13 protein-coding genes are annotated in these 11,733 nt (G+C 54.2%); 7 read left to right on the top strand and 6 right to left on the bottom strand.

Annotated features, from left to right (window positions below; all coding sequences use genetic code 11):
• Nucleotides 1-13: 13 nt before the first annotated feature.
• The 6 genes from TALK_RS08080 to pcaQ all read right to left on the bottom strand — a co-directional run bounded on the left by TALK_RS08080 (nt 14) and on the right by pcaQ (nt 6,121).
• Complete coding sequence (locus TALK_RS08080) at nt 14-811, bottom strand: polysaccharide lyase family 20 protein (RefSeq protein ID WP_211274781.1); 798 nt, start codon at nt 809-811, stop codon at nt 14-16.
• Nucleotides 812-897: 86 nt separating this feature from the next.
• Nucleotides 898-1,812: a helix-turn-helix domain-containing protein gene (locus TALK_RS08075; RefSeq protein WP_245829769.1), complete on the bottom strand. Its 915-nt coding sequence runs from the start codon at nt 1,810-1,812 to the stop codon at nt 898-900.
• A 117-nt stretch (nt 1,813-1,929) separates the two neighbouring features.
• A complete protein-coding gene (locus tag TALK_RS08070; RefSeq protein WP_085617667.1) occupies nt 1,930-3,321 on the bottom strand; it encodes a TRAP transporter large permease in 1,392 nt (463 codons plus the stop codon).
• A complete protein-coding gene (locus TALK_RS08065) occupies nt 3,314-3,817 on the bottom strand; it encodes a TRAP transporter small permease (protein WP_085617665.1) in 504 nt (167 codons plus the stop codon). The genes TALK_RS08070 and TALK_RS08065 overlap by 8 nt, the downstream gene beginning before the upstream one ends.
• Before the next feature lie 97 nt (nt 3,818-3,914).
• Nucleotides 3,915-4,949: a TRAP transporter substrate-binding protein gene (locus tag TALK_RS08060; RefSeq protein WP_085617663.1), complete on the bottom strand. Its 1,035-nt coding sequence runs from the start codon at nt 4,947-4,949 to the stop codon at nt 3,915-3,917.
• A gap of 230 nt (nt 4,950-5,179) precedes the next feature.
• Nucleotides 5,180-6,121 (bottom strand): pca operon transcription factor PcaQ, encoded by a 942-nt coding sequence (pcaQ, locus tag TALK_RS08055; RefSeq protein ID WP_085617738.1) that lies wholly within the window; start codon nt 6,119-6,121, stop codon nt 5,180-5,182.
• A 129-nt stretch (nt 6,122-6,250) separates the two neighbouring features.
• Between pcaQ and pcaD the strand changes: the two genes are divergently transcribed.
• The 7 genes from pcaD (at nt 6,251) to pcaF (ending at nt 11,728) form a co-directional block, all read left to right on the top strand.
• A complete protein-coding gene (pcaD, locus tag TALK_RS08050) occupies nt 6,251-7,051 on the top strand; it encodes a 3-oxoadipate enol-lactonase (protein ID WP_085617661.1) in 801 nt (266 codons plus the stop codon).
• Nucleotides 7,044-7,436 carry a 4-carboxymuconolactone decarboxylase gene (gene pcaC, locus TALK_RS08045; RefSeq protein ID WP_085617659.1) on the top strand — a complete coding sequence of 131 codons (393 nt, stop codon included), beginning with the start codon at nt 7,044-7,046 and terminating at the stop codon, nt 7,434-7,436. Before pcaD ends, pcaC begins: the two co-directional genes overlap by 8 nt.
• Before the next feature lie 5 nt (nt 7,437-7,441).
• A complete protein-coding gene (gene pcaH, locus TALK_RS08040; protein WP_085617657.1) occupies nt 7,442-8,143 on the top strand; it encodes a protocatechuate 3,4-dioxygenase subunit beta in 702 nt (233 codons plus the stop codon).
• Between the two features lie 3 nt (nt 8,144-8,146).
• Complete coding sequence (gene pcaG, locus TALK_RS08035) at nt 8,147-8,734, top strand: protocatechuate 3,4-dioxygenase subunit alpha (protein WP_085617655.1); 588 nt, start codon at nt 8,147-8,149, stop codon at nt 8,732-8,734.
• 134 nt (nt 8,735-8,868) lie between these two features.
• Nucleotides 8,869-9,723 carry a CoA transferase subunit A gene (locus TALK_RS08030; protein ID WP_085617653.1) on the top strand — a complete coding sequence of 285 codons (855 nt, stop codon included), beginning with the start codon at nt 8,869-8,871 and terminating at the stop codon, nt 9,721-9,723.
• 14 nt (nt 9,724-9,737) lie between these two features.
• Nucleotides 9,738-10,511, top strand: a complete 774-nt coding sequence (locus TALK_RS08025) for a CoA-transferase subunit beta (RefSeq protein ID WP_085617651.1) — start codon at nt 9,738-9,740, stop codon at nt 10,509-10,511.
• A gap of 11 nt (nt 10,512-10,522) precedes the next feature.
• Nucleotides 10,523-11,728, top strand: a complete 1,206-nt coding sequence (gene pcaF / locus TALK_RS08020; protein ID WP_085617649.1) for a 3-oxoadipyl-CoA thiolase — start codon at nt 10,523-10,525, stop codon at nt 11,726-11,728.
• Nucleotides 11,729-11,733 lie beyond the last annotated feature (5 nt).

Below are 11,733 nucleotides of genomic sequence, written 5' to 3'. Positions count from 1 at the left end.
GTTTTAGGGCGATTTATTGTGGTGTGGCGGGCAGCGGTGCGGCCAGTTCCTGACGGGTGTTCGCACGCCGGACATTGGCGTAATAGACGATCTGGCCCGGGACATCTTCGACCTTTTTGACCGCCCGATAGCGCGACATGAAAGACCGATAGATGCCGTATTTGAAATAGGTTGCGCTGGATTGAAGCGTGGTTCCGGTGTAATCGACCTTTTGATCGCCATTGACCCAGACCTTAAAGAAACCATCCTTGTTGCGGCCCCATTTGACCTGCAATTCAATGCGGTGCCATTTGCCGCGCAGGTCCTTTTCGCTGATCAGTTTGTAATAACGGCGTGTTGAGCCAAAGACCTGATCATCCAGGCTGTAACCGCCATCCCCGTTTTGGAACATCCAGACCGGATGTGATTTGTGTTGATGGAATTGGCCAAGGGCGGTTTTGGTCGGATAGATGTTGGGGTAATCATCGGGGAAGTAAATATCCCAGCCATACCAATAGGTTGAACCGGCGTGATTGTCGCTTCCTTCGGAAAGTTCGGATCGTTCGCGATCTTGGGCGCAATCGCTCCAACCGCTGTCGCGGCCGCAATCACCGGGCTGGACTTCGAACCGTTCAACGATTGCGGTTGATGCGGTGCCGGTCGGATCGGGAACCTGTTGATAGCCGTGACTGGTGGTGTTCAGCGATCTTTTGAACCCCCCGAAACTGCCACGATCAAGGCTTAAAGACTGGCAGGCTGAAAGCCCGAAAGCAACGCCACCGACAAGACCCAGCATGGCCATGCGGCGGATCGAAAACATCGAAATGGTCACATGAAATCCCCCGAATTCAGAACAGACGAAAAGTCTAGTATCAGGGGCGTTTAATTCAACTAAAAATATGCGTTTGAAGCTTGGGGTTATCGGTGTTCTTGCCGGAACTGGGCCGGGGGCAGGGCGGCCTTTTTGGCGAAAAAGCGCGAGAAATATCCGGCATCGCGAAAGCCGAGTTCGTCGGCGATTTGTTGAACGGCGATGTCGGTATAGATCAGGGTTCTTTTGGCCTCTAATATCAGGCGATTATGCAATACCTCGATTGCGGTCATGCCATAGATATCCTTGGCGATGCGGTTAAGCTGGGTCGTGGTGATGCCGATTTCACGGGCATAGAATTCAAGCGGTTTATGCTGTTTGTAAAAGGTTTCGATCAGGGATTGGAACTTGCGGAATTTGGCGGATTTTTGTTCCTTGCGGCTAAGGCGTGCCGGATCATCGGACGGAATATGGCGCCCGATACCCAGCAGCAATAACCCCAATATATTGCGCAGCGCATAAAGCCGCCCGGTATGGTGGCTGTAATATTCCGTGACCAATTGCCGGATCAGGAAATCGGTCGGGCTGGGATCGGTGGCGGTGCCCGATACATCCACACATTGCGGGCGATCAAGCCGGGCCAGAAGTTTTGGCGCCGGGGACAGGATTTCTTGCAAGTGGTGATCGGTTAGCGAGATCACCCAGCCATCGATATCAGAACTGAAGCGGAAACCATGCACGGTGCCGGGTGGCAGGGTTAGCAATTGACCGACCTGCATGGAAAATTGCCGATCATCAAATTCGATCCCGGCATGCCCATGGGTGATATACAGCAACTGAAACAGATTGGCATGGCGGTGCGGCTGAATATGCAGATCATGTAGTTTGGATCGCGACGGGATGCTTTCGAGATGAAAGAATTCCGGTTCGGAAATGGCAAGCTGTTCGGTGGGGCCGAGCATGGAATTACCGGTTTCGCCGTAAAGCTTGTAAACCGGGATGCTGTTGCGGGGTGCGACCATGGGTATCTGTTGCTGTTTCAAAGGGGCTTTAGTCTAGCGGGTTTTGCGCCGGACCAAAAGAAAAGCCCGCCATCAGATAACCGGGGCGGGCTTTTCGCAAAAGATATGGCGGGCTTGCTATCCGCCCAATAGGGTTGGCACAAACAATGTCAGCGCCGGGATAAAGATCAAAATCAGGATGCGGACGATCTCGGCGGCGAAGAAGGGCATCACCCCGCGGAAGGTCTGGCTCATGGGAACACCTTCGGCAAGCGCGTTGATGATGAACACATTTAACCCGACGGGCGGTGTTATCAGCCCCAGTTCGACGACAATCAGGGCCAGGATGCCAAACCAGATTTTAAGGTCTTCGGCCCCCATACCATAGGCCGCGGTCGCCGCCGTGGCCCAATCGCCGCCATTGATATCAACCAAGGCCGGCCAGAAGAACGGGATGACAACCACGATCATCGACAGGCTTTCCATGAAGCAGCCCAGAACAATCAGGGCCAGCAACATCAGAACCATGATCAGCCAAGGGTCAAACCCGCTTGTCGCAGCGGCTTCGGCCATGAAGGCCGGAAGGTTGGCACGGCTGAAGAAGCCTTTGAGGACTTCGGCCCCCAGCAGGATGAAAAAGATCATCGAGGTGGTAACAGCGGTATCACGCAGTGATTGTTTTAAGCCAGCAAAGGTCAGGCCGCCCTTGCCCTTTAGGCGCATGTAAGCGCCGTAAACCAGAATGGCAAAAACGCCAACACCGGCCGCAGGGGTTGGGGTAAACAAACCCGCCCCAAGGCCAAGAATGATCGATCCAAAGATCACCATGACCGGGATCAGACGCAACAGGGCTTCGCGGCGTTCGGCGGGTGCCATCGGTTCGGGAAGCGGGGCCAAACTTGGGTTTATACGGACCTGAATGGCAATCACGCCCATAAAGAATGCAACGGCAAGCAAACCGGGAATGATTGCGGCCTGAAACATCTGAATGATCGATGCCTCGACCGTGACGGCATAAATCACCAAGGCAACCGATGGCGGGATCAGAATGCCAAGCGTACCGCCTGCGGCTAGCGTGCCGGTGGCAAGACGTGGTGAATAATTCAGACGACGCAATTCCGGCAGGGCGACCTTGCCCATTGTCGATGCCGTGGCAAGCGATGATCCGCAAACCGCACCAAAACCGGCGCAGGCGCCAATGGCTGCCATGGCAACACCGCCGCGGAACCGGCCCAGAATGGCGTTGACGCCCTGAAACAGATCGCGTGACAGATTGGCCTGACTGGCGAGATAGCCCATCAGCACGAACAGTGGCACGACCGAGAGTTCGTAGTTTGAAACAATCCCGTAAAACAGGGATTTGAACTGTTGCATATAGGGTTCAAAGCGCAGGAACGGGAAAAACAAACTAAGGATATAGTTACCGCCAATCCCGACGCCGATCATGGCAAGACCGACAGGAACACGCAGGGCAAGCACAAAGAACAGCAGCCCAAGGCCGCCAAGACCGATTAATTCACGTTCAGACATTGGCCTCGGCCTCGCTTTCGAAAATCTGACTTGCGGCAATCAGCGCCCACAGGAACATCGATACGATGCCTGGCAGATAGAACGGCCAGACCGGCCAGCCCAAAATTGCCGACAGGGTATTGTCGCTGCGGACTTCGATCATGCCATTGATCATCATGTAACCCATGAAAAAGGCCAGAAGCGTCATCAGGAGGCCCGAGGAGATATCAACGCCACGTGCGAACCAATTGGGAAACATTTTGATAAAGACATCAACGGCAACATGGCCGTGACGCGATTGACAATAAGGGAAAAACATCAGGGCCGCGGCACTGACAGTCATACTGACAAAGTCTTCATAGCCGATGATGGCGGGGAAATTGGCGTCCATCAGGCGGGCAATTTTATCCAGTCCGAACGCGGTGACATTGACGATGGTCACAACGGCGATCAGCAAGGCCAGAAAGCCGCCAGCAACGGCAAACCAGGATGCGGCCTTATTCAGCACGTTTTTCATGTGTCATACAATCTTGCGGAGAAGCGGGCTTACGATAAAACGGGGTCACGTAACGTGATGATACGTAACCCCGCAAGATTTTCCAGTAACTTGGAAATTACTGTGCTGTGTGGGCGAGAACGGCGGCTTTGGCCTTGGCAACCAGAGCAGCACCATCAATGCCGTTCGACTTTGCTTCTTCGATCCAGCGATCGGTCACGGATGCGGATGCATCGTCGAAGGTTGCTTTTTGCGCCGGGGTCAGTTTGATAACCTGACCTTTGCCATCGTTGATCATTTTCTTGCCGACTTCTTCGACATCGTTGAAAACGTCACCGATATGACCTGCGAAATCGCGACCTGAATTGCGGTCGATGATTTCTTTGAGATCATCTGGCAGGCTTTCGTAACGGTCCTTGTTCATGGCAAACAGGAAGACCGAGGTACCAAAGCGCGAATTAACGCCTTCGCCTTCGACCGAGTAGGAAACCAGTTCAGCCAGTTTCAGCGGTGGAACGACTTCGAATGGCACGAGGCCACCGTCAACAACACCCAGCGACATTGCCTGTGGCAGGGCCGGGACGGGCATGCCGACCGGTTCTGCGCCCCAGGATTCAATCACCCAGGAACCGGTACGGGTCGGGGTGCGCAGTTTAAGGCCCTTGACGTCGGCAACGGTGCGGACTTCTTTTTCTGTCAGGTGGATGGCCTGACCGGCATGGACGTGAACGGCCAGCGGATGGATGTCTTTAAGGTCCGGTGCCATGTCTTCCATCAGGTCCCAGATCGCGAGGTTGGTCGCGCGTGCGTCACCCAGATGCACACCCGGAAGTTCAAAAACTTCGGTATGGGGGAAGACGCCCGGGGTGTAACCCGGCAGGGTCCAGACGATATCGGCGGCCCCGTCACGGACCTGACGATACAGTTCCGGCGGTTTGCCACCGAGTGACATGGATGGGAAAATCTCGAACTTGATGCGTCCGTTTGATTCTTCTTCGATCTTCTTTGCCCACGGTTCGATCATTTTCGACTGGGCCGGTGCTTTTGGGCCCAGGAAATGATGGATCGTCAGCGTAACTTCCTGCGCCTGTGCGCCGAACGACACCATGGTCGCAACAGCGGCACCTGCCAGCAGCTTGGTGATGTTTTTCATTCTTCCTCCTTTGAGCGTCCCCGACGTCGCCAAACGCCATCAAACGTCTCAGCCATGATGCGCTTTTTATCTGCGAAGTTTTCCAGCAGTTTATTTTTGTTGTTTTTATTCTTCTTTTTGTCGGCATGTTTGCCATTTATGCACAACATTCATGCCAATTTGTAAACAATCTAATCTTCCCTGCATGGTTATGTATAATGATATTGGCGCTCATTTGCATAACCATATGATTATGTATTGTGACGGGAATGGGCCGCATGATGCAGGGCGGCTTCTTCGCGGACCGCATTGATCAGCATTTCAACCGGTGGTGAGATCGGGCTGTCAATCCGGGTGGTCAGGCCAACCGGGCCAAAGGTATCGCTGGTATCAATCGGCAGTTCCACCAGATGGCCCTCGGCGATGTCGGATGCAACCGCCCCATTGGAAATGATCCAGATGGCATCGGTTTCGCGGGTAAAGGCGCGTCCAAACGATGTTGAAACCGTTTCAATCCGATCGGGCAGGGCGCCGATGCCATGCGCAATCAGCATTTTATCGACTGTCTGGTGAATGATTGCGTGTTTGGGCGGCACCAGAACCGTAAATTCGCGAATGCGTGTGATGTCTGGGTTTTTATCGGCCAAAAGCGGATGGCCCGGACGGGCGACCAGTGAAATATGTTCCGAATACAGATGAATAAAGGATAGCCCCGACATTTGATCGGGTTCGGCAAGGCGCCCGACCACCAGATCAAGTTCGCCAACGCGCAATTGCCCCATCAACATGACATTGGGTCCGGCAACTACCTTGACCGTTGTATCGGGGCTGAGTGCCTTGAAGCGGCGGATGGCGCTTGGCATGACACTGGCGGCAACGGTTGGCAGAACGCCAAGGTTAATCGATAGCCCGCCCTGCATCCTGACCTGACTGATGCTGTCGATACCCTGACGCAGGGCAGTGACGCTGGCCCCGGCATAGCGCAGGAATACCTTGCCAAAATCGGTCAGGGTGACACCACGCTTGGACCTGTCAAACAGGCGAGCATCAAGATGTTCTTCAAGCTCGCGGATGGTTTTGGAAACAGCAGGCTGGGTGATGGATAATGTATCGGCGGCCTTGACGACACTGCGTTGGCGCGCGACTTCGAGAAAGCATGTCAAATGGCGGAATTTAATGCGGTGGTCGAGCATGTTTTCCATTTCCGAATTCAAATTTCATGTGTTTTCATAATTATATGGTTATGCAATTAACGCAAATCCTCATTTTACATAACCAAACCCGCCTGTCAGATTGGGGCGACACATCAGGGTGGAAATGACATGAGTTTATACGTTGCCCCGATCAACGGGACACATATCCATTATACCCAAAGCGGCCCGAAAGACGGACCTGCTTTGGTGTTTTCAAATTCGCTGGGGACCGACCAACGCATCTGGGATGATGTCGTTGTGGCGTTTTCAGATCGGTTCAACGTTATAACCTATGACAAACGCGGCCACGGTTTATCGGGTATTGGGACTGTCGAGTATAATATCGACCTGCATGCCAATGATCTGATCGGGCTGCTTGATTATCTGGGTGTTGATGATGTGATCCTTTGTGGATTGTCGGTCGGTGGGCTGATTGCGCAAAAGGTGGCGTCGCTTGTACCAGACCGCGTGCGTGCGATGATCCTGTGTGATACCGCGCCAAAACTTGGCGATGCGGATGGCTGGAACACGCGGATCGACGCGATTAAAAAGGACGGCATTGAGCCGCTTGGCGATGCGATTATCGAACGCTGGCTGTCACCGATTTATCGCGCCGAACGCCCGCTTGAAACCGCGATGTATCGCGACATGCTGGTGCGCACGACCGTTGATGGCTATGTCGGGACATGTGTGGCCCTGCGAGATGGTGATCTGCGTGACGCGGCGACCAAAATTGCGGTTCCGGTTCTGTGCATTTGCGGATCGGACGATCTGGCAACCCCGCCCGATGTGGTCCGCGCCATGGCCGGGATGATCCCCGGTGCGACATTTGAACTTATTGACGGGGTCGGGCATTTACCATGCCTTGAAACCCCGGAATTGCTTTCCCGGTTGATCGACCGATTTATCAAGGAGAATAACCTTGTCTGAGAACCGGTATGAAGTTGGTATGAAAACCCGCCGTTCTGTTTTAGGCGATGCCCATGTAGATCGTGCATCGGCAAATGTAACCGAAATCGACGCCGATTTTCAGCGTTACATCACTGAAAATGTCTGGAACGGTGTCTGGACCAGTGATGCGTTCACCAAGCGCGAACGCAGTATCGTGACCATTGCCCTTTTGGCCGGGCTTGGTCATGAAGAAGAATTGGCAATGCATATCCGTGCAACGCTTAATACCGGGGCGACGCGCGATGATATTCGTGAAACCCTGATGCATGTTGCGGTTTATGCCGGTGTTCCCACCGCCAATACGGCATTCCGCATTGCCAAGCAAACCTATGCCGATATCGACGAAGCTGCCAAGGGAGAGTAAACGCCATGTCCACTTTTAAACCGCGTGACTGGGGTTCCCACGCCCCGTTTATCGCACCTGGTTACAAATCCACCCTTTTGCGCGGACCGTCGCGGCTGCCACTTGCGATCAAGTCGGGCCTGACCGAGGGGACAGGGCCGCGTTTTGCCCCGGCATCGGTGCGCAAGCTTGATTTCGATCTGACCAAAAACGGCGTCACCAATGGCGAGCCGCTTGGCGAACGTATTGTTGTGCATGGCAAGGTCATGGATACCGATGGCCGCCCGCAGCCCAATATCCTTGTCGAAGTCTGGCAGGCCAATGCAGCGGGGCGATATGTTCATAAGGTCGATCAGCATAATGCGCCGCTTGATCCGAACTTTCGCGGGTCGGGCCGTTGCATGACCGATGCAGACGGCAATTACATGTTTTATACGATCAAGCCGGGGGCCTATCCCTGGGGCAACCATTTCAATGCATGGCGTCCGAACCACATTCATCTGTCGCTGTTTGGGCCGGGCTTTGCCACGCGCCTTGTGACCCAGATGTATTTTCCGGGTGATCCGTTGCTTGAACTTGATCCGATCTTTTTGGAAACGCAGGACCCGGTCGCACGCGAACGGTTGATTTCAAAGTTTTCGATCGAAAAAACCGAGGAAGGCTTTGCCCTTGGTTATCAGTTCGACATCGTCCTGCGTGGACGCAATGCAACCCCGATGGAGGATTAAGTCATGTCTTATGGTGAAACCCCTTCACAGACGGTTGGCCCGTATTTCGCCTATGGCCTGACGGCACAGCAATATGGTTATGATTTTACCGATGTTGTTGATCCGGTGGTGGCAGGGCCTGATGCGGATGGTGAACATATCCGCATTACCGGCCAGGTGTTTGACGGCAATAATGACCCGGTCAATGACGCGATGATCGAAATCTGGCAGGCCGATGCCAATGGGACCTATGCCGAAAATCCGGTTGATGTTGCATCAACGGGGTTCCGCGGCCTTGGCCGTTGCGGCACCGGCACCGATGCGCAGAACCGGTTTTATTTTGATACTGTGAAACCGGGCGTGGTTGCCGATGGTGCCGCCCCGTTTGTCAATGTCATCGTGTTCATGCGCGGTATGCTGGTGCATGCGTTTACGCGCTTTTACTTTGCCGACGAGGCGGAATTGAACGCCCGCGATGACATCCTTCAATCTGTTCCCGCAGACCGCCGCGATACCTTGATCGCCAAGCGTGTCGAAACCCGTACCGGGGTTGAATACCGGATCGACATTCATATGCAGGGGGATGCGGAAACCGTGTTCTTCGACGTCTAGGTCGGTTCGGTCTGGATGGCTGCGTCCGCTGCTTTGGGGAAAGCCGGTGGTCGCAGCCACCCAAACATATTCCCGCATAATCCGGCTGAAATACGCCGCGTTTCTATTGTTTTGGTTACCACAGGAGTTTTACCGTGGTCGCACGCTTCATGTCGCTTAAAGACGCCGTTTCATCCTGCATCAAGGATGGCGATACCGTCTCGATGGAAGGTTTTACCCATCTTATCCCGCATGCCGCCGGGCATGAAGTTATCCGTCAGGGGATCAAGGATCTGACCTTGATCCGGATGACGCCTGATATGATTTATGATCAGTTGATCGGGGCCGGTTGCGCCAAGAAACTGGTGTTTTCATGGGGCGGAAACCCCGGTGTTGGATCGTTGCATCGTCTGCGCGAAGCCATTCAGGATGGTTGGCCGCACAAGCTTGAAATTGAAGAACACAGCCATGCGGCGATGGCCAATGCCTATGACGCGGGAGCGGCCGGTTTGCCCTGTGCGGTGTTTAAGGGATACCGCGGGGCGGAATTGCCGCGTGTGAACAAGAATATCAAATTCATCGAATGCCCGTTTACCGGTGAACGTCTGGCGGCGGTGCCGGCCATTCGCCCGGATGTGACGGTTGTTCATGCCCAGAAAGCCAATAAAAAGGGTGATGTCTTGTTTGAAGGCATTGTTGGCGTTCAGAAAGAAGCCGTTCTGGCTGCGAAAAAATCGATCATCACGGTTGAAGAGATCGTCGATAACTTTGATGACGTTCCTTATAACGCTGTCATGCTGCCAAATTGGGCCGTGACCGCGATTGTCGAGGTGCCCGGCGGCGCACATCCGTCCTATGCGCAGGGTTATTACAAACGTGACAACGCGTTTTACAAGGCGTGGGACACAATTGCCAAGGATCGCGACAGCTTTAGCGCATGGATCAACGAGCATGTCATGAATGGCGGCCCCGAAGATTTCGCCGCCAAACGCGATGCGAACAAAGGGTAAGCGGAGGAAAAACCATGGTTGATTATACACCTACCGAAATGATGACGGTTTCTGCCTCTCGTGCGCTTAAAAACGACGATGTGTGTTTTGTTGGCATCGGTATGCCATCGGCGGCATGTAACCTTGCACGATTGACCCATGCGCCGGAACTGACGCTTATTTATGAAAGTGGCACAATCGGCACCAAGCCCGATGTCTTGCCCTTGTCAATTGGCGATGGCGAGCTTTGCGAAACGGCGGTGAACACCGTGCCTGTGCCGGAAATGTTCCGGTATTGGTTGCAGGGTGGCAAGATTTCGGTTGGCTTCCTTGGCGCGGCACAGCTTGATAAATACGGCAATATCAACACCACCGTGATCGGTGATTATGATAATCCCAAGGTCCGCCTGCCGGGCGGCGGCGGGGCGCCGGAAATTGCCACGAGTTGCGGCGAAGTATTTCTGGTCATGAAACAGACCAAACGCGGCTTTGTTGAAAAGATTGATTTCATCACCTCGCTTGGTCATGGCACGGGTGGTAATGATCGCGCGTCTTATGGTGTCGATACCAAAGGCCCGTCGCGGTTGATTACCGATCTTTGCATCATGGAACCCCATCCGGTTGGCAAACAGTTCATTGTGACGTCGATCCATCCCGGCGTGACGCGCGAAGACATTATTGCAAATACCGGCTGGACCGTTGAATTTGCAGATGAAATTGCGCAAACTCCGGTGCCCGATGCGAACGAGCTTCAGATCCTGCGTGATTTGCATGCCCGCACCGCCAAAGCCCATGAAGGCCAGCAATAAGGAACTTGATTATGGCTGATGCCTATATCTGTGATTATATCCGCACCCCGATTGGCCGGTTCGGCGGCAGTTTGTCGTCGGTCCGTGCCGACGATCTTGGCGCGATCCCGCTTAAAGCATTGATGGATCGTAATCCGAATGTTGATTTCGGTGATGTCGATGACATTATTTTCGGCTGTGCCAATCAGGCCGGTGAAGACAATCGCAACGTTGCGCGTATGTCATCACTTTTGGCCGGATTGCCAGAACATGTGACCGGTACGACGGTTAACCGTTTATGCGGATCGGGCATGGATGCAATCATCATGGCCGCACGTGCGATCAAATCGGGTGAAGCCGATCTGATGATTGCCGGTGGTGTTGAAAGCATGTCACGTGCGCCGTTCGTGATGCCCAAGGCAACATCGGCGTTTTCGCGCAATGCGGAAATCTATGACACCACGATTGGCTGGCGGTTTGTTAACCCGTTGATGAAGAAACAATACGGCGTGGATTCCATGCCCGAAACCGGCGAAAACGTGGCCGAGGATTTCAACATCAACCGTGCCGATCAGGATGCCTTTGCTGCCCGATCCCAAGATAAGGCGGTCGCCGCACAGGAAAACGGTATACTGGCGGCCGAAATCATCCCGGTGACCATTCCGCAGCGCAAAGGCGATGCGATTGTTGTCGATAAGGACGAACATCCGCGTCCGGGCACCACGGCGGAAAAACTGGGTAAATTGCCAACTCCGTTCCGCGAAGGTGGTTCGGTGACGGCGGGCAATGCATCGGGGGTTAATGACGGGGCGGCGGCATTGATCATCGCATCCGAGGCCGCGATCAAGAAATACGGCCTGACCCCGATTGCCAAGGTGGTTGGTGGTGCAACAGCAGGTGTTGCGCCGCGCATCATGGGCTTTGGCCCGGCACCGGCCAGCAAGAAATTGTTGGCGCGGCTTGGTCTTTCGACGGAGCAGCTTGACGTTATCGAGCTTAACGAAGCCTTTGCATCGCAAGGTTTGGCGACGTTGCGTGATCTTGGCATTGCCGATGATGATGCGCGTGTGAACCCGAATGGCGGGGCGATTGCACTGGGCCATCCATTGGGCATGTCAGGTGCGCGGATCACCGGGACGGCAGCAATGCAGTTAAAACGTACCGGCGGTAAATACGCGCTGGCGACCATGTGCATTGGCGTTGGACAGGGCATTGCCATCGTCCTTGAAGCGGTCTGATTGAT

It is taken from the genome of Thalassospira alkalitolerans (assembly GCF_002115745.1).
Taxonomy (GTDB): Bacteria; Pseudomonadota; Alphaproteobacteria; order Rhodospirillales; family Thalassospiraceae; genus Thalassospira; species Thalassospira alkalitolerans.
The sequence above is the reverse complement of the archived record's forward strand: the minus strand, read 5'-3'. Positions and strand labels throughout refer to the sequence as shown.